This window comes from Acinetobacter sp. RUH 2624, assembly GCF_000162375.2.
Classification (GTDB): Bacteria; Pseudomonadota; Gammaproteobacteria; order Pseudomonadales; family Moraxellaceae; genus Acinetobacter; species Acinetobacter nosocomialis.
Genome location: NZ_KI391939.1, coordinates 1,471,998 through 1,497,924 on the forward strand (window position 1 = coordinate 1,471,998; position 25,927 = coordinate 1,497,924).

At 36.1% G+C, this 25,927-nt stretch carries 36 protein-coding genes; 3 read left to right on the forward strand and 33 right to left on the reverse strand.

The window, feature by feature from the left end; all coding sequences use genetic code 11:
• The 33 genes from HMPREF0014_RS13600 to HMPREF0014_RS0206380 form a co-directional block, all read right to left on the reverse strand.
• Entirely contained in the window at positions 1–513 is a 513-nt protein-coding gene (locus tag HMPREF0014_RS13600; RefSeq protein ID WP_000014220.1) for a hypothetical protein, read from the reverse strand.
• An 11-nt stretch (positions 514–524) separates the two neighbouring features.
• Positions 525–725: a TraR/DksA C4-type zinc finger protein gene (locus HMPREF0014_RS13605; RefSeq protein ID WP_000130711.1), complete on the reverse strand. Its 201-nt coding sequence runs from the start codon at positions 723–725 to the stop codon at positions 525–527.
• Positions 718–1,521, reverse strand: a complete 804-nt coding sequence (locus HMPREF0014_RS13610; RefSeq protein ID WP_001108875.1) for a hypothetical protein — start codon at positions 1,519–1,521, stop codon at positions 718–720. The genes HMPREF0014_RS13605 and HMPREF0014_RS13610 overlap by 8 nt, the downstream gene beginning before the upstream one ends.
• Positions 1,522–1,523: 2 nt before the next feature.
• Positions 1,524–2,429, reverse strand: a complete 906-nt coding sequence (locus HMPREF0014_RS13615) for a hypothetical protein (protein WP_006581294.1) — start codon at positions 2,427–2,429, stop codon at positions 1,524–1,526.
• Between the two features lie 72 nt (positions 2,430–2,501).
• Positions 2,502–2,729 carry a hypothetical protein gene (locus HMPREF0014_RS13620; protein ID WP_001239775.1) on the reverse strand — a complete coding sequence of 76 codons (228 nt, stop codon included), beginning with the start codon at positions 2,727–2,729 and terminating at the stop codon, positions 2,502–2,504.
• Between the two features lie 11 nt (positions 2,730–2,740).
• Positions 2,741–3,199, reverse strand: a complete 459-nt coding sequence (locus HMPREF0014_RS13625) for a hypothetical protein (protein WP_006581295.1) — start codon at positions 3,197–3,199, stop codon at positions 2,741–2,743.
• Positions 3,200–3,277: 78 nt separating this feature from the next.
• On the reverse strand, positions 3,278–3,892 hold the full coding sequence (locus HMPREF0014_RS13630) for a hypothetical protein (protein ID WP_000371256.1): 615 nt from the start codon (positions 3,890–3,892) through the stop codon (positions 3,278–3,280).
• Entirely contained in the window at positions 3,880–5,325 is a 1,446-nt protein-coding gene (locus HMPREF0014_RS13635) for a hypothetical protein (RefSeq protein WP_004886731.1), read from the reverse strand. Before HMPREF0014_RS13635 ends, HMPREF0014_RS13630 begins: the two co-directional genes overlap by 13 nt.
• Complete coding sequence (locus tag HMPREF0014_RS13640) at positions 5,306–5,644, reverse strand: hypothetical protein (protein ID WP_000633139.1); 339 nt, start codon at positions 5,642–5,644, stop codon at positions 5,306–5,308. The genes HMPREF0014_RS13635 and HMPREF0014_RS13640 overlap by 20 nt, the downstream gene beginning before the upstream one ends.
• On the reverse strand, positions 5,644–6,000 hold the full coding sequence (locus HMPREF0014_RS0206365) for a hypothetical protein (protein WP_001166851.1): 357 nt from the start codon (positions 5,998–6,000) through the stop codon (positions 5,644–5,646). The genes HMPREF0014_RS13640 and HMPREF0014_RS0206365 overlap by 1 nt, the downstream gene beginning before the upstream one ends.
• 199 nt (positions 6,001–6,199) lie before the next feature.
• Positions 6,200–7,141, reverse strand: coding sequence for a tetratricopeptide repeat protein (locus tag HMPREF0014_RS13645; protein ID WP_006581298.1), 942 nt, complete (start codon positions 7,139–7,141; stop codon positions 6,200–6,202).
• A gap of 237 nt (positions 7,142–7,378) precedes the next feature.
• Positions 7,379–8,323 carry an Abi family protein gene (locus tag HMPREF0014_RS13650; RefSeq protein ID WP_000842717.1) on the reverse strand — a complete coding sequence of 315 codons (945 nt, stop codon included), beginning with the start codon at positions 8,321–8,323 and terminating at the stop codon, positions 7,379–7,381.
• Positions 8,324–8,413: 90 nt separating this feature from the next.
• Complete coding sequence (locus HMPREF0014_RS13655) at positions 8,414–9,154, reverse strand: hypothetical protein (RefSeq protein ID WP_006581299.1); 741 nt, start codon at positions 9,152–9,154, stop codon at positions 8,414–8,416.
• A gap of 96 nt (positions 9,155–9,250) precedes the next feature.
• Complete coding sequence (locus HMPREF0014_RS13660; protein WP_000276407.1) at positions 9,251–9,649, reverse strand: lysozyme inhibitor LprI family protein; 399 nt, start codon at positions 9,647–9,649, stop codon at positions 9,251–9,253.
• 20 nt (positions 9,650–9,669) lie between these two features.
• Positions 9,670–10,491 carry a hypothetical protein gene (locus HMPREF0014_RS13665; protein WP_006581300.1) on the reverse strand — a complete coding sequence of 274 codons (822 nt, stop codon included), beginning with the start codon at positions 10,489–10,491 and terminating at the stop codon, positions 9,670–9,672.
• A gap of 7 nt (positions 10,492–10,498) precedes the next feature.
• Positions 10,499–12,742, reverse strand: a complete 2,244-nt coding sequence (locus HMPREF0014_RS13670; RefSeq protein WP_006581301.1) for a phage tail tip lysozyme — start codon at positions 12,740–12,742, stop codon at positions 10,499–10,501.
• Positions 12,743–12,824: 82 nt separating this feature from the next.
• Positions 12,825–13,088, reverse strand: a complete 264-nt coding sequence (locus HMPREF0014_RS13675) for a hypothetical protein (protein WP_000172662.1) — start codon at positions 13,086–13,088, stop codon at positions 12,825–12,827.
• Positions 13,089–13,203: 115 nt separating this feature from the next.
• Positions 13,204–14,040, reverse strand: a complete 837-nt coding sequence (locus HMPREF0014_RS13680; RefSeq protein WP_006581302.1) for a hypothetical protein — start codon at positions 14,038–14,040, stop codon at positions 13,204–13,206.
• A gap of 13 nt (positions 14,041–14,053) precedes the next feature.
• Positions 14,054–14,740, reverse strand: a complete 687-nt coding sequence (locus HMPREF0014_RS13685; RefSeq protein WP_001085639.1) for a helix-turn-helix transcriptional regulator — start codon at positions 14,738–14,740, stop codon at positions 14,054–14,056.
• Complete coding sequence (locus tag HMPREF0014_RS13690; protein WP_000592658.1) at positions 14,741–15,430, reverse strand: RusA family crossover junction endodeoxyribonuclease; 690 nt, start codon at positions 15,428–15,430, stop codon at positions 14,741–14,743.
• A 962-nt stretch (positions 15,431–16,392) separates the two neighbouring features.
• Complete coding sequence (locus HMPREF0014_RS13695; RefSeq protein ID WP_001136753.1) at positions 16,393–16,848, reverse strand: hypothetical protein; 456 nt, start codon at positions 16,846–16,848, stop codon at positions 16,393–16,395.
• Between the two features lie 455 nt (positions 16,849–17,303).
• Positions 17,304–17,837, reverse strand: coding sequence for a hypothetical protein (locus tag HMPREF0014_RS13700; protein WP_000991091.1), 534 nt, complete (start codon positions 17,835–17,837; stop codon positions 17,304–17,306).
• Positions 17,834–18,598 (reverse strand): ATP-binding protein, encoded by a 765-nt coding sequence (locus tag HMPREF0014_RS13705; protein ID WP_006581303.1) that lies wholly within the window; start codon positions 18,596–18,598, stop codon positions 17,834–17,836. The genes HMPREF0014_RS13700 and HMPREF0014_RS13705 overlap by 4 nt, the downstream gene beginning before the upstream one ends.
• Entirely contained in the window at positions 18,595–19,659 is a 1,065-nt protein-coding gene (locus HMPREF0014_RS13710) for a hypothetical protein (RefSeq protein ID WP_004886711.1), read from the reverse strand. Before HMPREF0014_RS13710 ends, HMPREF0014_RS13705 begins: the two co-directional genes overlap by 4 nt.
• 3 nt (positions 19,660–19,662) lie before the next feature.
• On the reverse strand, positions 19,663–21,141 hold the full coding sequence (locus tag HMPREF0014_RS13715; protein WP_004715049.1) for a DNA cytosine methyltransferase: 1,479 nt from the start codon (positions 21,139–21,141) through the stop codon (positions 19,663–19,665).
• Positions 21,138–21,524 (reverse strand): hypothetical protein, encoded by a 387-nt coding sequence (locus HMPREF0014_RS13720; RefSeq protein WP_004708298.1) that lies wholly within the window; start codon positions 21,522–21,524, stop codon positions 21,138–21,140. Before HMPREF0014_RS13720 ends, HMPREF0014_RS13715 begins: the two co-directional genes overlap by 4 nt.
• A gap of 5 nt (positions 21,525–21,529) precedes the next feature.
• Positions 21,530–22,090, reverse strand: a complete 561-nt coding sequence (locus tag HMPREF0014_RS13725; protein ID WP_006581306.1) for a hypothetical protein — start codon at positions 22,088–22,090, stop codon at positions 21,530–21,532.
• Positions 22,090–22,731 carry a hypothetical protein gene (locus HMPREF0014_RS13730; protein WP_006581307.1) on the reverse strand — a complete coding sequence of 214 codons (642 nt, stop codon included), beginning with the start codon at positions 22,729–22,731 and terminating at the stop codon, positions 22,090–22,092. The genes HMPREF0014_RS13725 and HMPREF0014_RS13730 overlap by 1 nt, the downstream gene beginning before the upstream one ends.
• On the reverse strand, positions 22,728–23,183 hold the full coding sequence (locus HMPREF0014_RS13735) for a hypothetical protein (RefSeq protein ID WP_005120314.1): 456 nt from the start codon (positions 23,181–23,183) through the stop codon (positions 22,728–22,730). The genes HMPREF0014_RS13730 and HMPREF0014_RS13735 overlap by 4 nt, the downstream gene beginning before the upstream one ends.
• A complete protein-coding gene (locus HMPREF0014_RS13740) occupies positions 23,180–23,365 on the reverse strand; it encodes a hypothetical protein (protein WP_000200036.1) in 186 nt (61 codons plus the stop codon). Before HMPREF0014_RS13740 ends, HMPREF0014_RS13735 begins: the two co-directional genes overlap by 4 nt.
• The gene (locus HMPREF0014_RS13745) at positions 23,362–23,562 is read right to left on the reverse strand and encodes a hypothetical protein (RefSeq protein ID WP_000290738.1); all 201 of its coding nucleotides are present in this window, start codon (positions 23,560–23,562) and stop codon (positions 23,362–23,364) included. Before HMPREF0014_RS13745 ends, HMPREF0014_RS13740 begins: the two co-directional genes overlap by 4 nt.
• Before the next feature lie 33 nt (positions 23,563–23,595).
• Positions 23,596–23,970, reverse strand: a complete 375-nt coding sequence (locus tag HMPREF0014_RS13750) for a hypothetical protein (RefSeq protein ID WP_000818521.1) — start codon at positions 23,968–23,970, stop codon at positions 23,596–23,598.
• A 32-nt stretch (positions 23,971–24,002) separates the two neighbouring features.
• Positions 24,003–24,236 (reverse strand): helix-turn-helix transcriptional regulator, encoded by a 234-nt coding sequence (locus HMPREF0014_RS0206380; RefSeq protein ID WP_009497419.1) that lies wholly within the window; start codon positions 24,234–24,236, stop codon positions 24,003–24,005.
• 136 nt (positions 24,237–24,372) lie between these two features.
• Here HMPREF0014_RS0206380 and HMPREF0014_RS13755 point away from each other — a divergent pair, with 136 nt between their 5' ends.
• The 3 genes from HMPREF0014_RS13755 to HMPREF0014_RS13765 all read left to right on the forward strand — a co-directional run bounded on the left by HMPREF0014_RS13755 (position 24,373) and on the right by HMPREF0014_RS13765 (position 25,914).
• Complete coding sequence (locus HMPREF0014_RS13755; RefSeq protein WP_009497448.1) at positions 24,373–25,071, forward strand: XRE family transcriptional regulator; 699 nt, start codon at positions 24,373–24,375, stop codon at positions 25,069–25,071.
• Between the two features lie 11 nt (positions 25,072–25,082).
• Positions 25,083–25,370, forward strand: coding sequence for a hypothetical protein (locus HMPREF0014_RS13760; protein WP_006581310.1), 288 nt, complete (start codon positions 25,083–25,085; stop codon positions 25,368–25,370).
• A gap of 211 nt (positions 25,371–25,581) precedes the next feature.
• A complete protein-coding gene (locus tag HMPREF0014_RS13765; RefSeq protein WP_000105905.1) occupies positions 25,582–25,914 on the forward strand; it encodes a hypothetical protein in 333 nt (110 codons plus the stop codon).
• The last annotated feature ends 13 nt before the right edge of the window (positions 25,915–25,927 follow it).

Consider the following 25,927-nt stretch of genomic DNA (forward strand, 5'->3'; position numbering starts at 1 on the left):
TTAAAAGATTGAAAAAGGAAGCATTGTTGGATCTACAGCATCTTCTTCAAACTGATTCCCTTCAGTAATTGAAAAGCCTTTGGCAATTTTCGTACTAGCCCAAACAGCTAATAGAATTGCAATGTGTCCATTGTTTAAGCTGCTGCTATCAAATTCTTGCTGAAGGCCGTTTTTATCGACCTTACGGATTTCAAGTACGTTTTTAGGGTTGTACTGGTTTAGCTTCGGCTCAATTTCAATTAACTTTGCTCTGAAACGAGCTTGGTAAATTGAAATCACTTCTTCTAAGTGCTCTTTAGCATTGAAACTTAATTGCCAATTCTGTACTTGATCCGGTGAGTCAGTTACTACAACTGTTTGATCTCTTAAATCGCTTGGTACGGGCAAATTTGAATAAACAGCTGTTTTTTGAATAACAAGCTCACCTGTATCAGCAAATGCCGCTCCAATAAGTCGAATTGGTTGATCCGAAAACCCAGCAACACGGCTGTCTATACGAATAATTCCAGACATTACATTTATCCTTAGCGCCGTTTGCGTTCTAACTTGGTTTGGCATTCAATGCAGAATTTCACGCCACCTAAAGCACGGCGGCGCTCTGGTATTTCTTCACCACATTCAACACATTCTTTTTCAGATTCGCCTTCAAAACGGCATCGGTTTGCAATTTCTTGCTGCAATAAATAATCAGCACTTTCTTGTGCCTTATCGATTAAGTCAGTCATCTATACGCTCAACTGTAATTTCACCTGTTTCTCTATCACCCTTCACACGCTGGTGATCGAGTGATGTGTACTGATCAGCTTGCACTACAACTTTGTCGTTGATTGCGGGCTGTTCCGTTGCTGAGCCGTCAGGTTCATAGCCATTACCTGTGTTGTTGTCGAATGGACCACCGAAACCGATAACGTTAGGTGTATAACCCACAAGCTGAATATCTACAGTTGAGATAGAAAGATTGATTGCTTCGCTTGGGACTGGTGATGGAAAAAGTTCATTTTCAAAAACAGTGAATGTTGAATTAACAACATGATCATTCCATTGCTGAAATGGCACATTAAAACGGCGGTTATCGCTGCTAGACATGTATGCGCAAAACTGCCCAATGACTGAACGCAGATCATTAGGATTGGTGGCAAAGAAAGCGATTTGAGCACGTACAGTTGTTGGCACCAGACGAACCTTCACCCGTTTCTCATCAATGACCGTTTCAATAAAATCAGGCACTGGTAGTAATTGATTTACATCAGGGGGTTGGTCAGTTAACGCTGTTGCAGTAAGCATTACAGGTAAAATCACTTTGGATTCTTCCTCATGCTTCTGGCTTTTTCTATATTCAGAAAGCATTGCTTCTGAATCGTCCATCATCCGTGACGGACATGCTTTTATAGCGTTACCAATGGCTCTCAACTTCCAGTCAGCCGTTAATTGGGTCTCAGGCATATACCAAGCACGAAAATTGACAAGCTGCTTATACCAAGCGTTTTGGATGCATTTAAGCGAATCGTTGGGGTAATTCATTATTACCCCCATACACTAAAGATACTGCCAAAAGACTTTTTCGGCTTTTTAGCTTTTTCTTTTACACTTGGCTGATCCATGGATTGCAGAATTTGTTCAGCATGTTGTTGAACTGAATCAAAGCTCTTCACCGGATTTACCAAACCCGTATAGAGTTCTTTTTTGCGTTCTTCTCTAAGTTGTTGCAGGCGTTTCTGTTTATCAACTTTTTCTGAGAGTTCACCTACTAAGCCTTGAGCATTTCCTAACTCATTTAAAAGTTGAAGTTGGCTATTGATATTGTCGTAGGTCTGTAAGATTTGATCTTCAAGTAATTGGGCAATAATAATTTCAGGTTGTGATAACTGTGAAATATCTGTTGCGCTATCAAAGCAAGAAACAATACCTTCTGGCTCTTCAGGAACAAATAAACCATCAAATAACTGACCATCACCAACATTACTTGCATAATTTGGTTGCGCAACGAAATCAAAACCAAAAAAACCTGTTGGTATTAAACGGCCACCGACATTCTTGTAATTGACTGAAGTGCTAAAACCACCCGCTTGGGCTTTATAATCTTGTAATGCTATCTCACCAGGTTCGTTATCATAAAACTCTTCTCGGTGCTCAACTGTTCCATCCTTTGAAGCACGTAATTCAATTGTTTTAAACGCCCGTGAAAGATATACAACTTTACCTTTTATGATCACCGTTTCAGGCGGCACCATACCATAGCGCTGTCGAATTTGATGACCGTAAAATCCTTGTAATGAATTAGTAGCAACCATTTCTTGTACATGGTCACTGTTGATCAAGTTGACCATTGCATCAACATCGACATTACTTCGATCAACACCGGTATATTTACGGCATCGGTCATGTAAGTTGTAAGATAGAACTTTTGTCTTTCTATTTTTGCTAGCCATAAAAAAGCCCCAATGCTGTGATTGAGGCTATTGTTTCAGTTGTTCTACAGTTGAAATTTAATCAGTTCCAAATCAAATCTTTTGATCAAACTCAATCAATTCCAATAGCTTGTCATGCTGTTTATCTTCAATGGTTGCATCAAAGATGTATCCACTTTTAAGTGAGATAAAAACGTCATAAAAGCTTTCACTAACCATGCCGCCTCTATGTTCACTTTGGGAGACTTGCAAACAATCCATTTGAGATAAGTCAATTAATTGAGAGCAACCACGCTTTCGACAAAAAATACTTAAACGCATACATCACCCCATTACTTAACAAGTGTGCCTTCAACACCACGAGCACGGCGCTCAGCTGTACGTTTATTAAATTCTTCTAGCGCACTTTCCATATAAATAATGGCTTGTTTGTTGAACTCACTCGGAAATTTTTCATCCAAGGTTTTAGTACGGTGAATAAGTACTTTTAACAATGCTTCACTAGTAACCCCATTCACCCCATGTCCTGGAATTGGGCCATCCTGAAAATGAATACTGATTTCAAAATCTTTTGCATTTTGGTTTTCAGGATTTGCTGAAATCTTATAGTAATGGCCCTGAGCATATTCCGTGATGCCTTCAACCACTTCCCCTTTAATAACTTTATCAATTTCTTGTGGTTCTAATTCATGGCTTGCATATCCTAAGAAATGATCAATTAATAAGTTTTCTCCCTGACCATTGATAGGTTCTGCGATTCCTACTAAAACATTGTCTTGAGCTTGTTGCATATAAAAAAGTCCTGAACTAATGAACAGGACTATGAAATCATTTTGTATTTGAGCGCTAACTCAACAGTTCCAATTGAATTAAAGGAAGTTATAGACTGCATAAGGCTTAGCTGCTATTGCCGCTGCAAAGCTTGTGGTGCCTAAATCTCTATCAAATGCCATTGAGTGGACTTTAACGACAATATTGGCTGGTACTAAACGGCGTAATATCGGTGACAGCTCTACCACTTCATTTGCATCAACAGTTTTATCTAAAACAATTCTAATCCGACTTGTTAAGAAGTAATTTGGCTTTTCAAAATCAGACAAATAGGCTGGATATTCTTTTAGCTTTTCCAAGCTGTGCCATAGCCGGATAATCTGAAAATGATCTTTCCCCCACAACATTCGTAAAACAAACTCTAAAAACGCTAATCCTCTTTTATTACCCATGCTGCTCCAATTGGCATAGATAATTCGCATTAACGTGTCAGAGGTGTTATTTCGGCGTAATACAACAAGTCCGTTTTGTTTAGAGAACCGTTCTACAACTGTTTTACTACCGATATGAGGACAACCGTAATCCAATAAATCTTGAATGGACTGCTCAAAGTTTTGTGCAAATACTTGTTTAAATGCTTTAGCAAGTGCGGTTTGCAAGCCCGTACTCACATAGTGTTCATCGATAGGCCGAGTAAAGCTTATAGGGTCCATGTAGCCCCCGAAATATCAGCGGTGCGTTCCAACTCAACAGTAATGCTGTCTTTTGTCACATACACCCACTCATTAGGCTTATTCAACTCATTTGAAAGCATAATGGTAAAGTCACTCATCCGGTCTTGGAAAGCCACAATATTGTCATTAATCAGCTTCCCCATTTCTTGCGTATTAAAGCCATTAACCAGCCAACGACTTGAGCTCAATGATTCACGCCCGTATCGTTCTACAAGTAATTCTTTGATCTGTGTCTTAACCATATCTGTGTTATGTACAGAAGCCAAAGAGCCTTTAATTTTTACTTCAATTGGCTTTTCTACAGCTTCATGTACATTCACTTTACCTTCATACAAGTTATCGCAATAACCAATATACCGACAGATATCTTGTTCTAACGTTGCTTGTTCAGCTGGGTTCTTGGCAACCACCACAAGGTTTAAATGATTAATGTCGCGGTATGTAATGGCAAAGTGTTGCTCTTGCAAAGTTTCATTCCAAACAGAAATAAACTGTGCCCGTTTCATGAATTTTTTACGGACCGCATAGTCAAAGTTACCCAGAAATACAGCATCTTCATCGTAAAGCGATGGATAGCTTGATAATAAACGTAATTCAGATATAGCTAACGGATCTACGCCCTCTCTAATCACTCCACCAGCTTTAAAACGCACTGATATGCGTTGTTCATCATTAGAAAGTACATCAAGTAAAGCCGCATCTTTTAAACGATTAACATCAACTTCCCCGTATGTCTCAAGAATTCCAATTATTACCGTTTCATTGGCTTGCAGAGTACGACCAGCTCTCTCAGAATCGCCAAACTCAATAAACAATCTTCTTAGATTATCTGTAGTAACAGTTACAGCATATTCACCTGGTTCAACATTCATCCAGCGCGGCTTAATTACATAGTTATTATTGCCCTGCTTAATCGAAATATTTGCAAGTGAAAGGTCCTCTAAAAGGTCTATTCGATATTTATGGAACCCTTCAGTAACTGGTACAACATATTTAATTTCACGGTATTCACTTTGTTCGGCTATTACTTCCGCCGTTTCACCAGCTTTAACAGTAATGGATTGAAGCAACCGCCACACTCTACCGCCACTATGGTCCTCAATCATTCGCCCTTGACTTAAGCTCACAGCATTTGTTGACCGGTTGATAATTTCAACTAAGTGCTGACACGGCGTACCTATTGGCAAAATGCCTTTATTTGTAGCATCCGCAATAATTGAGCGGTCACGTGTTTTGGTAAATGGTTCAATAGAAGCAATATCGATTTCTGGACCAAATGCAGTCAAAAAACTAGCCATAGAACGCAGCTGGTGAACGACAAGTGGATCTTGAGCTTTATAGCGTTCCTGAATCTCATAATCATCTATCGCTGCTTGGAGCTGGGCTTCAAAATCAGCTTGCGTTAATGTCATATGTCTCACCTGTTACTGATTTACCCAATCGGTCTGCTACTTGGTTAAGATCTATATTCACATTCATGATGCTTAAATGAATATGAACCGTCTCAAATCCTTCGGTTTGTGAATACAGTGCTAATTGGTCAGAGTTAAGCTCAGATAATATTGGTAGATCCTTTTTCATCTTAATGAGAAAACTATCTGCCACCCTCGAGTCTAAAGGTGCCATTAGCAAATCATAAAGAGGTGCACCAAAGTCAGAACCATACTTCCCATTGACCGGATGATTAAGCCAGTACTCAACCATGTCTAAAATTGTTTTAGATGTGATCATTAAGAAGTTGCTCTATTACTGAAAATCATCAAAAGCTTTACTAGTATTGCGGTGCCAATCTGATAAGTTGAAAAAATGGTGAAATAGATTATGAATATCCATAATGAAACGCTTAATGCATCAAAATATGAAGCAACGTTATAGATTCTCCAATCAACAAGAATAATAGTGATCAATACACATGCCATACTTATGAAATACATATATCTGATTTCTTTAAATAAGAGGCTTATAGGCACATGACGGAATTGTTTAATATACGCAGCTTTATTCTTGCTATTCCATCCTGTAACAACGGAAAGATAAGCTAAAAATGCAAGAATTAAGACAATATCAATACCGATTTGAATTTGCATAAAAAACACCCTTAATAAGAACTGTATTAAGGGTATTGCTTTTGTATATATGTAAGCGTGAATGGTTCCATATTTGAAATTAAGAAATGCATGGATTATTATATATACAAAGCCCGCTCCACTTATGACACGAGAACGTATAGGGTCATAAGTGTAGGTTAGAAGATGTCGCAACCCATCTCTAACTACCGGGCTTTTTTTAATGCACTTCAAAAGCTGTAAGCAGCCATGCATTACTACCTTCTCGCTTAATCAATGACGCTTCATGCGAATTAAATAAAATATTTATTCTTGTAGATAATCCACGTTCTGTACGCCGTTGTGTACTACCTTGAGCGATTGTTTGCACAATAGTATCCACAAGCATATGCACAACTTCATCATATGTCATGCCATCACTTTCCATACGGCGCTTGATAATATGCTTAATGCCCTGTTTATCACTGCCATACTCAAAATCCACCCAGCCTAGATCATTACGATACATAGCTCTATGCACTGTGGTTTTTTCCATAATGGCTTTGTTCATTGCAGCTTTACCACGTGTGATATTTGCTGTAACTGATTTGATTGGACTCGCACTATCAAATTCAGGCTTTCCCAGTTCGGATTGACCAGCCTCCGAACTTATACCAAGTTGTTGCTTAGCATGTTCAATTTGTTCCTTCAGTTGGTCACGCTGAGCGGTTTGTTTTGCTAAATCTTCATCTAGCTTTTGTTCTTGTTCTTGTACTTCTTTAATTTTCTGATCTACAGAAGTACGGCGCGGCGGCAAACTGACTTTATCCCGTTTATTTTGTTCTTGAATCTTTGATTGTGCTTCACGGATAAGTTTAGCTACACAACTCACGGCGTTTTCAAATGTTGGCTTATAGTCATCACTAAAATCTCCTGATAGCACAATTACTTTGTCGTTCAGTTCGGCCTTGACCACATCTGCTAAAGCACGAACATAAAGTGTTAGCGTAGCGCCACCTGAAAAGAAAAATGCAACTGGTAAAACGCTAACACCAGCAACACGCTTAATTTTGCGAAATTCTGGTGTAACAATCGTTTGGCCTGTTGCTTTTTCTAAAGCCGATTGGATCTTTTTAATGTATGGAGTAGAAGCTGTTACAGCTGCAAGATTAAGACTGCCCATGAAAAATAACCTCATATCAATGAGGTTATTTTGAAATCTATTGGATGTACAATTTGTGCAAGGTTCCAATTTTTAGAACCCTAAAACGAGGAAAACACCCCGCAGGGTGCTTTCAAATAAGACTTATTGGATTATCAGCGAGAAATTTATTACTGATATCTTATTCAATAAGATTAGCTATGTACCTATAATATTAATTACTGCACCACTTGTCAAATTTGTGCAACAGTGAAATTACTAAAAACCTCTAGAAATAACTATTCCACCATGTTGGTGCTTAATTTCTATTAAGCATGAAATTTTCAAAAGACGACGGAACTCTCTCTTAGCCCTTGATAATGGCAGTTCTCTCATATAGGAATAATTTTTATATATTTCGATAGTTGATTCTTGGCAGAACCAATCAAAATGTCTTTTATAACTTGATGATAAATAGTCATCCCTTCTATCTTTTGATATCCAACCTATTAACCGGCATAAACGATGATTCAAGGTCAACATTCTTGAAATGCTTTCACTTGGGGTAGTAGCAGATTCATAGATCACTACTTTTGATTTTTCATGAAGAATCTCAGTAAATTTCCATAATGGCTCGTGGTGAGCAATACGATTTCTTAAAGATAGAACCTGTCTTAACCGAATAATCAAATCGTCTATAGCATTTGTATCCCAATAACTTTTATTTACAGCAAAATGATCTTTAAAACCCTTAAAGAAAACTTCAGGCCAATCAATAGAAGGATGTAATTCAATAAGTTTAATCCAAAAACCAAATGTCTGATTTGCTATAACTTTACCTGGAGTTGGAATGTTTTGTGTTTTAGGAACTAAAGTCGTAATTCCATTAACCTTCTTTTTCCTATGAGTCATTTTTTTTAATATTTTTTGAGTTTCCAAGTTTAGTATATTTTGGTCCATAAGGTACATGTACCAATCATTATCATGTATGTGTCCTTGATTTTTATGCGAAAAATAAAGATACGATAATTCTTTATGTACCATATTACGAAATGCAACTTCAAAAATACTTAACAACTTAAAAAAAGCAGTTGAGAGCGCATCATTCCAAAGGTATACACCTATGCACTCCTCATTATTTTTTAAATTAAAATATAATTTATAACTCTTTAATCGATCAGAAGATAACAAGTCTACGGTATTAGAAATATTGCTAGACTTCATTTTCTCCGAAATCCTATGAATAAATTATTAAATTAACCTACTAATTATATATTAATTAAAGGAATAACTCTATTAACTTGTTCAGTTCTATTATTTTCGCTTTCTCTTTTCAAACGTCCTTCTCAACCATTCCTCTCGATCTTCAACATTCTCAATATTTTTAAGTTTGCGCCAAAATTCACTAATAGCCTTTGAAAATTTAACAACGTCATCATCCGTAATATTAAATGTAGGTTCATATATAAAGTAAGGCAACGGATTATTTTCCATACCATGATAATTTTCTTTTAAATAAAATGGGTACTTGTTACACAGCTCTCTATATGAGCTTCCATTTCCATGCTTAAAAACATTAACAATTACTCTACAAGCATCAAAATCTTTAAAAAACTCTTGTTTTTCGATATCGAATTCATCAGTTTTAAAAAGCATAAATAATTTGTTAACTGGCAGAGTCCAAATTTCATTTCTGACTTGATGAGTACATCCCCACCATCTGGATTGATTATGTAGGAATGAACGAAACTGTTTTTCCCATCTATGATACATTCCCGCAATAACTGAAAATCTGACATTCTGTTGAAGATCACTTAGATTTTGATAAAAGATAATACTTGCATCATATGAATCATAATATAATGAAGAGGAATCATATGGATCTTTATTGAAGTAATGGCTCTCTTTTTCAATCCGCCATTTTTCTTCATATTCATCAGCTTCTTGAGAGATGTTATCAAATTGATTCAAAAGCTTGAGCTGACATTGTTCTAAGTAAAAGTTATTTATTTCTATTAAGTTTTTTCTTAGTTGATCGTACAATTCAATAAGCATCAAATTTCCCCATTATTAAAAATATTTACAACTCATAAAGGAACAACAAGGGAATGAATAATTCAATCCCTTTAATATTCTCTACAAATATTGAATTTATAAGCAACCAGGTTCGTTACCTGATCTACACTCTTGCATATCTTGTAGTTCTTTAATTCTATTTTCTGTCTTTTCCACTAAACATGCATTATGAACAAATGGATATAAAGAGCCCTTTAAAACAGGTGAAGATTGAAATTGGCAATCTTTTTCTTTGTATTGAATCCAAGCTCTTTGAGCCTCTTTTAATTGAAGTTTCTCTGTTGGGTTAAGCTCTTTCATATAATTTGCATAAACGGAATTAATTTTCTGATTTGCAGAATTCAAAACATTTGATGAGCAAGTATTTAAAGCCGATTGATTTGGCAAATTTGAGCATTTATCTATACCAGCAAAAGTAACTGAACAAGTAATCGTGCTCATAATTAAAAAAGTAATTCTCATGAATTTATACATCTAATTGCTCCACTCTTAATTTATTTATATCTATCTTTAGTACATGGTAGCCAATTCAAATCATTTCCTGCAGCATTCTCGTTTTCAGAGCCCCAACACCATCCGCCATTTTTAATATCTACATATAAAGTATCTCTAGCTTCACAACTTTCAATAGTTTCGGGGTCATCACCCGATCCACCACGGCATGAATCATTGAGCTTTTCATATTGGAGAATTTTGTTTTGTATGATTTTAGGAATTTCAGAAGATTGCTTTTTCAAATAGTCGTTAATACCTTGTATTGATAGTTCGCCTGCTTGATAAAAATGAACATATATAATTGGTAACTCTTCAATTTGATTAGTTGTAGGGTTGGTATAAGTAAAAACGTCTGACGGCGCAACAGTGCCCTTAAATGCAATTATGTCGCCTTCTATAACCCTTGCTTGTACATTTGGCTCAAAAACTAAAACAACTAAATTACCGTCAAAATTAGCTTTATTTGCCAGAACCCCATATAAACCAGCTTTTTGATTTATTATTGGCCTTGAGGATGCCAAAGCCAAAGTATAATTATCAACCTTCTGAATTGATTCGATACTCGCAGCTCCTATTAATTTTGTGCCTACATCATAATCATGAAATCTAATTCCTCTATAGGTTTTGTCATCATTTATTAAAATACTTTGATTCAAAAAATCAGATTCATTTAAAGATGTAAAATCATAAGTTGCTTCCGCTTTAACGGGTTCTTGCATTGCTGAGTTAGATCCTTCAGCTGGTTGCTCATTATTTTTATTACAACCAGCTAATGCAAGCATAGTAATTAATACCGTTAAATTTAAAGCTCTAAGAGTCATTAATAAACTAACCTTCTAAGTTTCCCATTCCTATCCCACCAGTTAAAGCATGTGCTAGGAATCTATCATTTACATTCTGACTGATATTACCATTATTACCATTAACAACAACGACTTCCTGAGGATTTGGAGTATTAAGTGGCTGTTTAAAAGCTGGTACTTTTGTTATAGGAGTACTTTTTAGACTAGTGCCACTTGAGCTAAGATCCCTTTTTGAAGTTGGTATATGTGGAGTTTTAGAGCTTAAAACGCCTGAGAGTTTTCTACTTGTTTGGTTATAGATATTCCCTTGCTTTGGCTCAATGCCAGAAGCACTCTTCACTGTTTTAGCTTCTACATCTTTTAATGTTTTAGAGTTATCTTGCTTATCTGTAAGTAGAGATCTTTTGCCTGCATCAACATGGATATTTTGTGCCATTGCTGAACGTTTCATAGCTTCAGCTTCAACTGCTGCAGGTCGTTCATAATATCGGGAGACAATAGCACCGGCTTGATTAGCGGATTTAGATTGTCTTAACTTTTTACCTGCAGATGATTCATTGTTATTTAATTCCCAGTTCACAAAAGCTAATTGTTCTTGATATGAGGATTGACGAATATCTTTACCAAACTTTTGTTTAAATTTTGCTTGTCTATCAGGATGCCATTGACCAATTCCAAAAGCTTTACCATTATCACCAATAGCAGTATGTTTAAAGCCACTTTCTGCTTCAAGATTCGCAACTATTCCAGCAGCTTGCTCTGGTGTCCAATTTCCTCCTTCCTTGCTTGTGAAAAACTTTAATGCCTCATCTCTAGCAGCTGATCGATTAACTGGTTGTGCAATTGTAGCGCCATATTGAGCTACACCAGCATTAGCTCCAAAACCCGGCTTATAAACTCCTTGCCCAATGCCCCATGTGGGAACGCCGTCATGAAATGGATTAAAGCGATTAAATTTATCCTTAATGAAATCTAAGGTATCACTAGCAGTATCTTTAACACCGTCTACAACTTTTGATGCTGTACCTTTTGTCAGTTCAAAAGCATTGGTTGCATAGTTAACAAACCCTTTCCAAGCAGTATTAATAATGCCTGGTACATCTGCAGCAATTAATGAATCTGTCCACTCTTTAAAATACGGAGCAACTACGGTACCTAGCTTATTCCCAATCCAAGAACCAGCCATACCACCAATTAATGTTCCAACTGGACCAAATAGAGATCCGACTGTACCACCAATTACTCCACCCGCAAGACTACCAACAGTACCGCCTTTTTCTTGTGTACTTTGTTCATTCCAATCTAATAATGATGCACCAGCAGCTAGTGCACCTATGACTGGTAAACCACGGCCAAACTTGAGGACTTTTCCAAGACCCTTCCCTAATTTCCCAATACCTTTTCTACCTTTGCCCAGTACTCCACCTAACAGCCCACTGCCAGCAGATAAGACGGTAGTAAGTAGTTTCCCTAGAGAACCAAGCAAACCGCCTTTAGACGCTAAATTATCAGCAATACGCTGCAATAGTTTTATTTGCTTGCGATTATGATTTTCTTGTTCCCGCGGTAAAGGTTCATTCCGTTTTCTACTACTCATGAATCCTGTTAATGGCCGCATAGCTAGACCTGCAGCACGGCGAACTGGTGTAAGTAAGTGTCCGACTTCATTGATTGCATCAACTGTAGGATCTACACCTTGCGGAGAGTTCGGCATTACCCCTTTAATCGCCGTAGTTATCGTTTGGGCAACTTTACGAATTGATGATTGGTTTTGGGGTTCATTAGGGTTTGATACAAAACGGCCCTTTTCGTCACGCTCAGGAACACTAGGATTTACAATTTTTGATAAGTCTTCATGACTATTAATTTCTATTGCAGGCTTTATGCTCTTAGGTTGGTTAATTTTTTTCTTTTCTACTGTCTTAAGATCATCAACTGATTGCTCCAATACACCTGCAAAGTCTTTGACAAGCTTGTCTGCAACAACAAATGCTTGAGTGATTGGATTTGCTTTTTCTTTTAATAAATCTTCAAAATCTAAAGTTTGTCTATTATTGACAGCATTAAGCATCTTTTGAAATTCAGTCAGTTTAGGCTGAGGCTGTGCGAGCTGTACTTTTTGCTCTTCAAAGCTTTGAGTAAGAATATCTATGATCTTCTCAATATTTGAATCAATCGTACTTACTTTTTTTTCAACTCGTTTCATACCAATAATGAAACCAAGTTCATCATAAGATAAAACTGGATTATTGTGATTTGAATCTGTCATAACAAAAATGCCCCATACTGATATAGGGCATTTTGAATCATAATTATTTTTGAATTTTTAAGTGTTCCAACCAAAAATTTAATTAAAACTTAATCTTTAGAAAATAATTATTATGATCCAAAACATCTAATTCAATTTGGTATCCTAGATCGATTAGGGACTGTTGTAACTCATTGACTACTGCCATTGTAGCTCTTGATTTTGATAAGGTGAAAGTCATTTCTTTCTGTCCTTTTGCGGCAAGAGAAGTAATAAATACACCTACTTCTTGTTTCAATTCCTCAAGTGTAGATGGCTGTGCAGATTCTGAGATTTTAGCTGCTTCTGCTGCTGAAATAAGGGTCATAACTTAATACTCTATTTAATTAATGATTTTAAGCACTTTGTAAAATATAAATGCCACATGCATTATAATTAATAGAAAGATAATAATTTCAATGGTGTAAAGTTTTATATAAAATCTATTCATTTTTATCATCTGGCTCTACTTCACCTGCTTCAATTAGCGCTAACTTACGCATAAACGCCTCTTCTTTTTTCTTCTTCATATTAGCTTTAGCGATTGCCATTCTTTCTTCAGCACCCGAAATAACAGAACTACGCCGTGCTTGAACTTCCGACTGGTCTTTAAGATCATCTACATCTAAGCCCCAGAACATTGCTTCTGTCTTGGCAATGTTAGAAATGCTGATACTTTGCTTAACGTTTAAATCTACAACTTGACATATAAGTCCCATCTTGAACTTGACTAATGCTAATTGTTCCTCAGTTGGATTATTTAAATTCAGTACTTCATCTCTAATATGAATAACACTATCGATAGTGTCTGTAATTAACTCTCCAAGCTTATGAGCTCTTATACGGTTGTTTTTGACAACCAAAGCTGACTTTAGATAGTTCTCGTTGACTGTAGAACGGCCACCGTTGTTATGACCACTATTTTTTGAGTTTTGACTATTAAATTCAGCAATATTTGACGTTTTTTTGACAGAATTTTGACTATTACTTTTTTCAGTTTTTTCAGTATCTTGTGTATCTTCTTGACCATTGTTTTTTTTGGTCAATTTTTTAATCTCTTTATTAAGCTCCTGAGCTGTCTTTTTGACTAGAGATTTAGCTTTCTTTTTCCATTTCTCCGCAAGTGCTTTACGGCGTACAACGGATGGCGAAGGCATCTCACAACCGAGTTCTTCGCCAACCTGATCAACTAAACCTTGCCACGTAATCTTAGGAGAAGATTCATAGACTTCTTTTAGCCGGTTCCAAATTTCTTCCGAGTATTCAATCTTGCGAGCCATTAAAGTCTATCCCTTATTCAGTAAATAGACCTATTTGTTTTACTTCAGCTATAGCTTGTTGCTGTAAAGAAGCCTTGCTAAAACGTTTTTTATTTTGGATCAGATCAATTAGAGCTTTTTGCTGTAAATCGTTCTCTTCGCGTTGGAATACATCATCGATAGCCATTTCTAAGTTACGGATTTGTTTCGCACGATTTTGTTCACACTCACGCACTATACGCATGAGGGTGTGAAGTTCAGGTAAAACCTTTTCTTGGATAGACTGTTCTTGAGATAAACATGCTTGAATAAGCCCCTTTGAGGCTTCAAGTAACTCAACCGTTAAGGCTTTAGGGAAAGAAGTAATATGCTGTGCCGCAGCCATACTCAATTGAAATGCCATAGCTTGAGTATATTCACTCATCATTTCACCAAGACTGTTAAACAGAATACCTGCTACAGAAGCTGTTTTATCTAGTTCCGGTTCAATCGTAAAACCAAGAATCCAGTCAGCTGAAACACCATATTTTTGACATAGCAAAGAAAGTAATTCTGCATCTGGCATTAACTTACCATTTTCGATTTCACTCATTCGATTTTTATGCGGTGTACCGAATATTTCTAATGCTACGTCTTCTTGACGTAATTGAGCCATGTCACGCGCCATTGCAAGTTTTCTTCCGATAAGTACTCGACGTTGCAAATCGCTCTTTTTCGCCATTTAAATGCTTCTCCCAGCTAACCAATCAAAATCTACAGTTTTTGACAACCAATCAGTTTCATCAGTAAAAACGCACGAAAGCCAGACACAACCCTCTTCACATGGTTCTGCCAGCTTAATTTGTTCACTTATGAAAATATTGTCGTCTTTGAATAACAAGCCATCACCTTTGACACTATCAATTAGTAGTTTTGGATAGTTATCAATATCAAATCGTGGATAAGTTTTAGCGCTGTAAGAACGAGTTTTAAGTGGTGGCTGAACAATTAACCGTATTTCACAAAGTTGATCGATAGCTTTTAACTTAAGTGCTCTAAACATAGGTCCATATTGTTTTTGAACCTTGTCCTTATACTTTTTAGCACCTACTGAAAGACTATTTCTTTGCTTTCCGTTCTGATCAATTGTAGCCCGCCAAATCTCGTTAGCGCTTAATCCATAAGGCAATTTGATTGTGATGTATTGCTTACCAAAAATGATAACACCACCTGTACTTCCCCTATACACACTATTTTCACCATCATTTTCTTTTTCTACATGGCACGGGAAAAACACATGTTTATTTGAGCTAGCTTTATGCTTTTTAACTTTGTTATTACCTGATGAAACACTGAAATCCTTAAAGAATTCCTGTCTTTTATTATTGGAGAAAAACTCGCTCCACTGACGGCGGTTACTTTTTTTAATCATAACGACCTCAAATCAAGCAAGTAAGATTTACATAAACTTGAAGCTCTTCTTGCATGACATAATCCTTAAAAACACTTAGTTCCAGAATTATTAACCGTTAGATTTATTTAGAAGTACCCTTGTTCCAATTCATTATTTTTGTTTGTAAAAAAATGCTCTCTTTTATATATGCAAAATATATTGATCCTCAAAAAAACATCGAGCTGGTCCTACTTACCAATGTGTCAGCACTTTTAGGATAGGGGCCCCTATCATTTCCTTCTTTTTAGTAATTTAATATCCAAACCCTTTTTACGTAGGATTTGCATCACACACCAAAATTTTAAAGGCCACATCTAGTTTCCCTTTATTATAAAATTATTACCTAGGGGTTGTTTAGAAATCTAAAACTTTTATAACTCTTACTCAGAAATTCTCTTTTTCATCAACCATAAATTACATAAAATATTATATTTATCCACAACTTAAATAAGCTTGATTCTTTAATTGATAAACTCACTAGAATAATATTTCTTAAAATAATAGGAGTATATTGACAGAAAAAAGCTAAAATATTACTCTCTAAAAGTTTTCTTCATAAAAAAGCATCAAAAAATGAAAACTATCATCGTAGCTTTTGTACTCTCAGCAATTTTGATCATTCTATCATTTTTATTTTACATGATTATAAAAACCCATTATAAGAAATAACAAAGAATTAAAAAAGCTCATTTCCGAACCAGAAATGAGCTTATGAAATCCACATAAACCTGAAATACTAAGTATGGCTACTTAGCAATATTAAATTAAATGAATTTCTTTGAAGAATCAATATTTTTTTTAAAAAAGTATCTAAAAAAATTTAAAATTATTACAAATATTATAATTATAGCTTTTAGCAAAGTTAATTTCTTTGCTGCTACAAAAAAGTAAAAGTTCAAAAAGAATAAAACTTCTAAAATTAGTTAACGGGACTAAGAAAACTATTTTTTAAAAGTTGCTTTATAATGTTTGGAATTAAAATAATTTACAATCTCTTCCCCATTATTTTGATTTTTTTCTAAATTTAAGGTTAAAAAATCTAATTCCGATTCCAAATTTATAAACTCGGGAATATATTCTTTGATAGGAGGGGGTGGCTTAGGGCCCCCTTCAGTAATTTTTTGAATAAACCCAGCTAACCATAAAATGTATTCTTCTCTTAAATTATAAGAAGGAATCAAACTTACATCAATCTTTACCTTACAATCATTTTTACTTTTACTCAGTACTTCATTGAAATCAATAAAATTATATTTCAGCTTATATTCTGTACCCTTAATTTCTTTTCGAATCACCTTCATAAGAATATACATATTTTCTAAAACATCTTTAGAAAATAGTTTTTCATTTTTCATTTTTTTGTAAATAGTCTCAGCAAGAAAAAGATATTGTGGCATGTTACAAATTCCATTTCATAATTTCCTCTTATTCTATAATATAGAATTATTAAATTAATATTACAAGAATTTACTCAAAGTTTTTTATTTTAAATTTTGAAGTAATATCAAAATATTAAGATAGTAATTCCTAATAAAAAGGTCTATTTCTTTTTTAAGAAATAGACCTAGCGAAAAAAGCGCTCAAACCTAAAAATGGCTGATTTAGTATTAGCTGCCCTTATTCAAGTTGGTACTATTAAGTAATTTAGAAAATGCTCAATTAACCTCTCTCTTTAAATTTCTCTGCTTCCATCTAGTCCCTACATCTTATGAAATGGACCCCATATTGCATTCATATTCTTGAGCTGCTTCTCTTCGTAGTTAAGCCTTTTTCTGATTAGCTTGAACTTGGGTCGGGGTTAGCTTGTTTGGATTGTATTTTTTTGAGCGTTTTTTGCTGGTTGCTTTAGATTTCATTTGCACCCACCCCCTTTAGCTCTTAACTTTTCAGCAACTAAACGATCAGCTACACGCTTAACTCGATTCCAAACAAAGTTGTGATCAATTTCAGAACGACCTTGATAAATACGTTCAAGTTGAAATGCCGTAACTGAATAATCCACTTCTAAGGCCAGTAAATCCCAATCTTCATTAAAAGCTGTAGCGTAGGGGGTCAATTGGCTTTTCTGTGCCAAAATACGCAATTGGCGAGCATCTGGACCACGTTTTACAACTGGTTTTGGCTTAGATTTGATTAAACCAGTTGAAAGCGCCCATTCGACACAAGTTTCGCAACGACAACATAAACGCTTATACATAGGTCCGGTGCCGTGAGGCATATTGAGATCACGCCCTATAGACTCAACGTGTCGAATTTTATTACCAGGATGTTTCAGCCATTTCTTAACTGCTTTTTCTAATGCTTTTCGCTCCTTAGATTTAGCTGCTACGTTTGAGTAAGCAACTAATGCGTATTCAGATTTTTTCATATCAACAAATGCGTTCACTGTGCTTTACCTCCACCTATACGAGCATCATCCCAATCACATTCCACAATATCTAAGCCATCATGTTGAAATCTTGACCAAAGCCGGTCCCCAAGATCATCGCGAACCTCAGAAAGGCTTAGGTTTGAAATCACTACTGTTGGCTTCATCTCGTCATAACGAGTAAGTAGAACCTTATGAACACTCTCAAGCAGGTGAGGACGTTTTTCAGCACGGTCATGTAAGCCATATTCGTCAATAATTAATAAATCTTTGCCCACATAACGTTTTAGTGCTTCATCTTCGCTATCACCGCTACGGCGATAGGCACCCGCAATATCTTCAGCTAAGTCTGCAGACGTAATGTAAATAGCCTCCCAGTTTTTAATGATGATATTTTTCAGAATAGATGAACCTAGATGGGTTTTACCTGTTCCAGTACGACCAACAAGGAGTAAATTTCTAAAAACACCTGCATTGAAATCCATAGTGAACTTTTCACAAGTTTTACGAGCTTTGTCTTGTCCTTTGTGAGTTACTGCATAGTTGCTAAAGCCGCTATTTACATGTCTTTTAGGGATACCAGCTCGAGCCATTTTCAAATTTAAAATACGAATATTCTTATCGCTTTCATATTTTTCATTTGACTGCTTCATGATTTTTTCAACACAAGACTGACAAACGATTCGACCATGTACATTGATCATGTATTCTTTGTGGATCTTACAGATCTGGTTTGTATGGGAAATTTTATATTCCAATTTTTGAGGCACTGCGTTCATATCAACTCACCCTTCACAGCTGTGTGAGCAACCGGTTCATATTTCTTTGGCGCTCCCCATTGATCATTTACGTTGCGTGGTAACGATTGATGGTTAGACTGTTGACCAGTAGTCATTTCGGGTTTTTCGTTTAGGTACCAAGATGCTTTGAAGGCACCCCAAGGATTTTGTCTTTTCAAACAATATTCGACGGCTTGCTGAAGTGTGATTCCTGCTTTTTGGGCTTCATTCAAAAGTGCGTCAAAAGCGTTTTCGGTGTTTTGAGCTTTCTTGGCTTTACGTACTTGTAAGAACTCAGCAGCGTCTTTCTCAGGTACACCATTTTTTTTCAAAGCACTCTTGAAACTAAATTTTGCTTGAGTCGATGAATCAACTTCGCCAACGGCGGAGTTGTTATTCCCTTCTGGATTCAGTGAATCAGGATTCAGATTAAGGGAATCAGGATTCAGATTAAGGGAATCAGGATTCAGATTAAAGGAATCAGGAATCAGGGCGTTTTGGTCTGAGATAGAAACAGTTTTAGAACCGTTATCTAACTGTTCTTGTGTGTTTCCACTACTGTTTGCTTGATTCGATTCGCTTTCTTGATAACTGTTTTCAACAGCAGAACCAGTATTTTGAGGGGCAAATGGACCTGTTTTATCGTAAAAATGCTTTAGATCAGCTTTATTTAGCTGAATTGCCTTTCCAACAATTGTTTTGTTTTTTGGATTACGTTGATAGACAGTGTAGATGCCATTTCTGTCAGGTAGCTCACTATCTTTCTCAAGACCATGTGGGTTTTGATGTTTAACAAAGTTAACGATATGGATAACATCAATACCATCAGCGTTATATAACTCGATAAAACCAAACTTAGAAATGTTCTCTAACTGTTCTGCAACGTTTATATCGTCTGCAGGAAATAAAGACATTTTGATTTTCTTAGGTCGATTTTCGAGTCGGCCTTCGCGATCTGCTAAAGTCCAAAGCCCTATAAATAGCAATCGTGCTTCATAAGGTAATTCAATAATGTCTTCATTCATAAAGAATGAGGGCTTAATATTTCTAGATCTTGCCATTTCTTAAGCTGCCTCATATAAGTGTTCATGTGCAAAATTTGCACGTACTAAAGCTTCAGAGAATTGAGGAGGTACAGAATTACCTACCATTCTTCCCTGTTCTGTCTTAGTTAATTTGATAGTGTTTCCATGTTCATCGATCCCATGATCAATGATGTAAGTAGGTTCAAAACCTTGTGCAGTGAATAGTTCTCTTGGCTGAAGCATACGGAAGCCAATATCAACAATTTGGTGCAGCTCACCTTTAACCATTACAAGGCCAAAACGATCACGTGTTGGTATCGTACGAAGTGGCTCATGAATGCTATTTCCGTCTTTCTCACTACCGTAGAAGGCAGTTAAAAATGCTTGTACCAATGCAAAATGACCCGCACTTGTAGTAATGGTGTGTAATGGTTCATCTACTGGTTGACCAATGTTGTTATTACGCAGTTTCACCAGGTTGCTGACGACTAAACTGTTATGATCTTTTGCAGTAATCGTATGAAGTGGTTCACGAATATCACTACCAACTACACCCGTATAATGCTTAGCAATGAACGCAGTAACTAACGCATGATGCCCACCTTTCACCCCTGCGCAAATTGTGCGTAAAGGTTCATCAATAGGCATACATCTTGGGCTAGATGCATTTGCACACTCAGTAAGTACTGGGGCAACGCTTTTAACCTTATCCATTGGAACAATAAATGGTTCTGGATTATTGATCACATAACGGACTAAACCATTTGCTATACGGCGACAAGTTGCCTCAACTAGAGGTTTCTTACGAGTAAAAATACTTGGGCAAGGAATTGACCAATCTATGCATTCTGCAGTGATTCGCCATGGTTTTAATTTCCCAGTTTTAACTGCTTTGCTATCTGGTGCAGCATGCGTAGGCTTGGGCCAAACTATAGGAAAGTTGTCACGGCGAGCAACTAGAAAAAACCGTCTTCTTAGAGTTGGAGATCCGTAATCCCGAGCACTCATTACTCGCCATTCAACTTTATAACCTTGATGACGTAATGCATTAACAAAGCACCTGAATGTTTCACCTTTGTGCTTTTTACTCGGGAATCCATCTTTTCCTAGTCTGCCCCAAGTTTTGAACTCTTCAACGTTCTCGAGCATGATTATACGTGGTCGTGTAAAGTCAGCCCATCTAAGAGCAATCCAAGCTAAACCACGTATTTTCTTTTCAACCGGTTTTCCACCTTTTGCTTTAGAAAAGTGTTTGCAATCTGGACTAAGCCAAACCAGTCCTACAGGCTGATTGTTAGTAACTTTTACAGGGTCAACATCCCAAACATCCTCACAAAAATGACGAGTATTTGGATGATTAGCACGATGCATTGCAATTGCTTTAGGATCGTGGTTAATAGCAATATCAACGGGACGGCCAAAGGCTTTTTCTAAGCCAGTAGATGTTCCCCCCCCACCTGCAAAATTATCAACAATCAATTCATGAGGTAATAAGTTAAGGTTGAGGCACATATTCATAATGCACCACCATTAACTTTTTTAAGCGTTAGTAAAACAGTGAATAATTGACCTGCAGAATATTTAAATGTCTTAACTTCAGTGCACTCAACTAAAAAGCGATGTTCACCAAAATTAACCCTACTTCCTGGTCTATCAAGTGTATAACGGCTCCAACCTTCAGGAATCGGATCACAGGAAAAATGACCGTAGAATTTTTCAGGTCCACATTTAATGCTACAAAGGGGTTCAGCTACCCAAAAAACTTGATTGAGAAATTTTTTTCTCGCACGAAATTGATTGTTTTCCCCTTCCTTAATTCGCATATTTACCGCTATTTCGCATAATTCCCTATCGCGGATATTTTTAGCTTGGTTGCGGTCAACGATGAGTTTATTTTTCATATCGCTCACCCATCCAATCCAATTAATTTCTTAAATTCAGAAATCACATCTACCAGCATTTTTTCGAGGTATACGTAATCAGGATTTAATTTGGATGGCCCACTTTCCCAAAGCCAGTCTTCACCAAATAGTTCACACATGATTGATCGGTCTTTAAAAGTGAGCTGGTCAAAGAAATTTGAAAAACATTCGAATTCAATTTCTTTAAGGTGTTCATAAAAATTTCTAAGATCTCTTTTGGAAATTGCGCCACTTGATCGACCATCTTTTAATTCAGATAGCTTATTGATAGCTATATATTCAATAACTTCATTACCATCCTCAACATCTACCCACTTTTCAATTTTAGGAAAAAGTTTATTAAGTAAATAAGGAGCATAGCATTGGGCAATGAACTCTTTAAAAGTTGGTTGACCAACATGAGAAAAGAAAGCGGAACCGGTAAAACTACTTAATACGACTGTTAGACGTCCACCGCCAGCACTATATAAATTATTTGGATCAACATAAGCTAAAGCCCAGTCTGACTTATATTCACCTATTTTTTTGAAGACGAACTTTTCCATTAAAAGTTCCCCATTGAAAAAATTATCTCTTGCTTAACCTTGAACTCAATCACCCAAACCCAAGGGTTTTCATTCCAAGATTCTTTACCTTTTATTGCTTCCCAATGTTTTTGAAAGTTAAGAACTGGGTTATGAGAATTATTGCTTTGCATAGTTGAATCAGTTTTAGGTTTATCAAAACCTTCAGCCTTAGCATCTACATCACTAATTTCATGTAAACGTTCAACACGGATATCAACTATTTCAAGCAAAATACGTGATGCTTTACGAGGCATACGAGAAGATGGCTTCCATCTAACTGGATACCCCTTTCCCTTACAGTCGTAATAAGCAATTTCATTTGGGTTATCTGCTTTGTAGACAAATGACTCATGAGGAGTTCCACCTAAACTTCTAATTTTGGTGCCATACGTCTCTTGAACAAAAAGCTGGTCGCCAATTGCTCCAAAAGGACAAGATTTCTGAAAATATGAAGATATTTTTGATTTTGGATCTTCTAAAGCAAAGAACTCTCCAAGATGTTCAGCTATATCAATTTTTTTTTGAACTTTACTCTTAATAATTCGGCGTGTTTGCGTCTTAGATCCATTTAAAATGGCCCTAACCATCTCTGAATTAAATAAAATTGGACGTACCGTCATGCTGCACCTTCCTGAGCTGGTTTATACAAGCTCACTTGTTCAGCAAAATTCCATGCACGTTTACAGATATTATTTAAAGACGAGCGGCGTTCCTCTAACCATTGTTCACGCCATTTATTTTTCTCAGCTGGATCTTGAATTAAGTCATAAGCTTTATAGAAAGCAGTACGGTCAAGGTAAGAACCTAACAAAACACTGTTAAAGCTATTTACCAGGTCAAACTTTTCTTCATTTCGAACTTGAATATAAGTTTCTTTAAAATTCAACCCAAAATTAGAAACAAACCATTCGTCATGCCCACCAAAAATAAAGAATGGAACATCAAGGTCGTTTTCAATTCCTTTTGCACAGTATTGACCGTTTCCAAGTACACAAGTAACTAAAGCAGCAATTTTTAAATTTGGCGCTTCAAATGTACATTTATCACTAGGATTTATTAATTCAAAAATCATTGTTCAGTCCCTATCTCAAATCGTAAATCTAAGAAAGCTTGGTTCACTGGACCTACGTAGCGTGACCAGCCAAAGTTTTCTTGCCAAAACCACCAATTGTTCTGTTCGTCACGCTTCCACGGCGTTCCCTCAGAATCAGTGTGATTGGTTCCTAACGGCCAAACCTTTTTTTCTGAAGTCATGAAATCTCCTTTTGTGCATTGAATGCACGATCTAGAAATTTCTCTTCATCGGTTTGAGTGTTTACGATTTGATGCGGGGCATCTTGATTTATAAGACAAGTTGAGCACTGTTCTTCTTTAAAATCAGTGCATTTGCCTGAGCAGGGATGATTTGCTAAATTACTCACGTTCATTCTTCCAAGGGTTTGAACAGCCATAGACCATTTCCTGTTGGCGCAGGGAGTGGTTTTTTATTTCCAGCTAAGTAGATCAAGCTGGACTGATTTATCACTAGCATTTGTATGCCGCGATTTTTCGGCCCGTAAAGGCACTAATTCGAAGGTATCTCTGGTATACCCGTTATCTTTTGACCCACAAAAAACATTTCTGAGAAACTGATATTCAGATTCAGCTTCTGAGACTTTTCTAGTGCAAATGTTTTTTATTACCTCGAGAGAGCTTTTACCTGCCATCTCACCTTCTACTTCTGAAATCTTTTTCTTACACATAGAACGGATGAGATTAGATAAGGAATTCTTGCCTTCAAGTTTGGCAATCCATTCCATCTTTGCTTTTTCTTCTAAAGTTAATTTCGATGATGCATTTGCAAGAAGTTTTTCAGCCATGGTTATGCCTCATACATTCCTAAAATTGGTTTTTATGCAGATCGATTTAATTGTTTTGTCTTGGATTCCTCATATTCTCTTTTCTGTTCAGAGGCAACTAACGCGTCTAAAGCAACACCTTTGTTATAAGCAACTTCTTTTTGTTCGCCACTTGCAATTTTTGAAACAGAACTTTGAGAAATTCCTGTTCGTTCTGAAATTTGCTGTTGTGTCAAACCTCGGTTGTTAGAAAGGTAAATAACCTTATCTTGAATATTCATGCACATATCAATGACTCCATAATGATGAATATTTTTATTCATTAATGAATAGCTATCAATACGAAGATGAATTGTTTTCCACAAACTATTCATTTTTGAATAAAATTAATTATCAGACCTGGACCAAAGAATGAGTCTTAAAATGAAAGAGAAATATCTTTTAGAAAAGAATGTGAAATACATTTTGTTTTCACAACGATTAACAGTAACGGGTCTTAGTAAATTATCCGGGGTGCCTCAACCTACACTCTTCCGTTGGGAAAGCGGACAATTTCAAGCGCCTACTATTAAGACAGTAGAGAAGTTAGCGAAATGGTGTGGTTTAACTACAGAAGAATTGCTCTACAAAGATATTGAAAAAATTTTAAAAAATAAAAATTCTGATTCCAATCTTAAACTTGATAACAATGTTGATCTTAATAATAAAATCAACATAGAAGGAGATTTAGTACCTGTGATTTCTTGGGTAGCAGCGGGTTCATTTACAGATGTTCAAACTGTGTTAAAGGATACGGAAGTAATAGAATGGCTTCCACCAATGAAAAAGGCTGGTAAGAATGGTTATGGCCTTATAGTCACTGGATACTCAATGTATCCAAAATTTGAACCTGGTGATCGAATATATGTAAATCCTGATTATCCTGTGTTTGATCTAAAAACCAATGATCTTGTAATTGTTGCATGTGAAGGTGAATCAGAGGCTACATTTAAAAAATTAATTATTGAAGGTAATGAAAAATATCTAGAACCGCTTAACTCAAAATGGCCTGAGCAGATTATTAAATTAACTGAAGGTTGTAAGTTGGTAGGTAAAGTAGTTGGTATGCATAGGGAGTTTTAAGGGGAAACACTATGGAAAAACCAGATAAAGATATTTTTAAATTTCAAGGAATTAATACTTTTTTAACTGTGTTTGCTGAGGAAGTTATTAAGAGCCAACCCAATTTAGCAGCTAATATTTTACTAAATATAAAAAATATAGCTGATGAGAACCATCCTTTAGTGGAGCAAGCTTTTATTCTTGATAATTTTGAAAATCCTGAAATAGCTAAAGATACTGTTTTTCAAGCACTTAGCGGCTTTAATAATGAATTAGCACGCCTACTTTTAATGACAAAAAATTCATTAATGGATAGTTAAATAATTCAGGACGTAAACTAAAGTAGTTAAATTGTAATGAATGCCTAATAACTCAGCAAAAAGCTGGGTTTTTTTATAATTAGAATAATCTAAATGGATAATTTTAGATCAAATAATAAACAATTAATTCATTGATGAATAATTACTAGTTGAATAATTCTATTCATTGATGAATAATTAATTCACCAACACATCTCATGGTGAATAAATAATGAGTACATTACGCTCTACAGATTGCGAAGAATTTATTAATGACATCGATGGCGGTGCTTTTGCAAAACAACTTGGCTATGCAGTTAGCAAGGTTGCAAGTGCTGCTGTTGATACACAAAAAGTCGGCGAGATCACAATTAAATTAAAGTTCTCTAAAGGCGTTGGTCACAACAACGTTACTGTAGAGCACAAACTAATTTCAAATGCCCCACTCCCAAAAGGTAAAAGTGTCGAAGAACACGGTGACAAAACACCTATGTATGTAAACACACGTGGTGATGTATCGCTTTTTGCTAAACACACTGACCAGCTTTTTGAAGAAAAAGCTTAATTTTTAAAAACTT

Bases quoted from the DNA above. Each gene is read 5' to 3' on its own strand.
- HMPREF0014_RS13600 (WP_000014220.1), bottom strand. From the start codon at position 513: ATGTCTGGAATTATTCGTATAGACAGCCGTGTTGCTGGGTTTTCGGAT.
- HMPREF0014_RS13605 (WP_000130711.1), bottom strand. From the start codon at position 725: ATGACTGACTTAATCGATAAGGCACAAGAAAGTGCTGATTATTTATTG.
- HMPREF0014_RS13610 (WP_001108875.1), bottom strand. From the start codon at position 1,521: ATGAATTACCCCAACGATTCGCTTAAATGCATCCAAAACGCTTGGTAT.
- HMPREF0014_RS13615 (WP_006581294.1), bottom strand. From the start codon at position 2,429: ATGGCTAGCAAAAATAGAAAGACAAAAGTTCTATCTTACAACTTACAT.
- HMPREF0014_RS13620 (WP_001239775.1), bottom strand. From the start codon at position 2,729: ATGCGTTTAAGTATTTTTTGTCGAAAGCGTGGTTGCTCTCAATTAATT.
- HMPREF0014_RS13625 (WP_006581295.1), bottom strand. From the start codon at position 3,199: ATGCAACAAGCTCAAGACAATGTTTTAGTAGGAATCGCAGAACCTATC.
- HMPREF0014_RS13630 (WP_000371256.1), bottom strand. From the start codon at position 3,892: ATGGACCCTATAAGCTTTACTCGGCCTATCGATGAACACTATGTGAGT.
- HMPREF0014_RS13635 (WP_004886731.1), bottom strand. From the start codon at position 5,325: ATGACATTAACGCAAGCTGATTTTGAAGCCCAGCTCCAAGCAGCGATA.
- HMPREF0014_RS13640 (WP_000633139.1), bottom strand. From the start codon at position 5,644: ATGATCACATCTAAAACAATTTTAGACATGGTTGAGTACTGGCTTAAT.
- HMPREF0014_RS0206365 (WP_001166851.1), bottom strand. From the start codon at position 6,000: ATGCAAATTCAAATCGGTATTGATATTGTCTTAATTCTTGCATTTTTA.
- HMPREF0014_RS13645 (WP_006581298.1), bottom strand. From the start codon at position 7,141: ATGGGCAGTCTTAATCTTGCAGCTGTAACAGCTTCTACTCCATACATT.
- HMPREF0014_RS13650 (WP_000842717.1), bottom strand. From the start codon at position 8,323: ATGAAGTCTAGCAATATTTCTAATACCGTAGACTTGTTATCTTCTGAT.
- HMPREF0014_RS13655 (WP_006581299.1), bottom strand. From the start codon at position 9,154: ATGCTTATTGAATTGTACGATCAACTAAGAAAAAACTTAATAGAAATA.
- HMPREF0014_RS13660 (WP_000276407.1), bottom strand. From the start codon at position 9,649: ATGTATAAATTCATGAGAATTACTTTTTTAATTATGAGCACGATTACT.
- HMPREF0014_RS13665 (WP_006581300.1), bottom strand. From the start codon at position 10,491: ATGACTCTTAGAGCTTTAAATTTAACGGTATTAATTACTATGCTTGCA.
- HMPREF0014_RS13670 (WP_006581301.1), bottom strand. From the start codon at position 12,742: ATGACAGATTCAAATCACAATAATCCAGTTTTATCTTATGATGAACTT.
- HMPREF0014_RS13675 (WP_000172662.1), bottom strand. From the start codon at position 13,088: ATGACCCTTATTTCAGCAGCAGAAGCAGCTAAAATCTCAGAATCTGCA.
- HMPREF0014_RS13680 (WP_006581302.1), bottom strand. From the start codon at position 14,040: ATGGCTCGCAAGATTGAATACTCGGAAGAAATTTGGAACCGGCTAAAA.
- HMPREF0014_RS13685 (WP_001085639.1), bottom strand. From the start codon at position 14,740: ATGGCGAAAAAGAGCGATTTGCAACGTCGAGTACTTATCGGAAGAAAA.
- HMPREF0014_RS13690 (WP_000592658.1), bottom strand. From the start codon at position 15,430: ATGATTAAAAAAAGTAACCGCCGTCAGTGGAGCGAGTTTTTCTCCAAT.
- HMPREF0014_RS13695 (WP_001136753.1), bottom strand. From the start codon at position 16,848: ATGCCACAATATCTTTTTCTTGCTGAGACTATTTACAAAAAAATGAAA.
- HMPREF0014_RS13705 (WP_006581303.1), bottom strand. From the start codon at position 18,598: ATGAACGCAGTGCCTCAAAAATTGGAATATAAAATTTCCCATACAAAC.
- HMPREF0014_RS13710 (WP_004886711.1), bottom strand. From the start codon at position 19,659: ATGGCAAGATCTAGAAATATTAAGCCCTCATTCTTTATGAATGAAGAC.
- HMPREF0014_RS13715 (WP_004715049.1), bottom strand. From the start codon at position 21,141: ATGAATATGTGCCTCAACCTTAACTTATTACCTCATGAATTGATTGTT.
- HMPREF0014_RS13720 (WP_004708298.1), bottom strand. From the start codon at position 21,524: ATGAAAAATAAACTCATCGTTGACCGCAACCAAGCTAAAAATATCCGC.
- HMPREF0014_RS13725 (WP_006581306.1), bottom strand. From the start codon at position 22,090: ATGGAAAAGTTCGTCTTCAAAAAAATAGGTGAATATAAGTCAGACTGG.
- HMPREF0014_RS13730 (WP_006581307.1), bottom strand. From the start codon at position 22,731: ATGACGGTACGTCCAATTTTATTTAATTCAGAGATGGTTAGGGCCATT.
- HMPREF0014_RS13735 (WP_005120314.1), bottom strand. From the start codon at position 23,183: ATGATTTTTGAATTAATAAATCCTAGTGATAAATGTACATTTGAAGCG.
- HMPREF0014_RS13740 (WP_000200036.1), bottom strand. From the start codon at position 23,365: ATGACTTCAGAAAAAAAGGTTTGGCCGTTAGGAACCAATCACACTGAT.
- HMPREF0014_RS13745 (WP_000290738.1), bottom strand. From the start codon at position 23,562: ATGGCTGTTCAAACCCTTGGAAGAATGAACGTGAGTAATTTAGCAAAT.
- HMPREF0014_RS13750 (WP_000818521.1), bottom strand. From the start codon at position 23,970: ATGGCTGAAAAACTTCTTGCAAATGCATCATCGAAATTAACTTTAGAA.
- HMPREF0014_RS0206380 (WP_009497419.1), bottom strand. From the start codon at position 24,236: ATGTGCATGAATATTCAAGATAAGGTTATTTACCTTTCTAACAACCGA.
- HMPREF0014_RS13755 (WP_009497448.1), top strand. From the start codon at position 24,373: ATGAAAGAGAAATATCTTTTAGAAAAGAATGTGAAATACATTTTGTTT.
- HMPREF0014_RS13760 (WP_006581310.1), top strand. From the start codon at position 25,083: ATGGAAAAACCAGATAAAGATATTTTTAAATTTCAAGGAATTAATACT.
- HMPREF0014_RS13765 (WP_000105905.1), top strand. From the start codon at position 25,582: ATGAGTACATTACGCTCTACAGATTGCGAAGAATTTATTAATGACATC.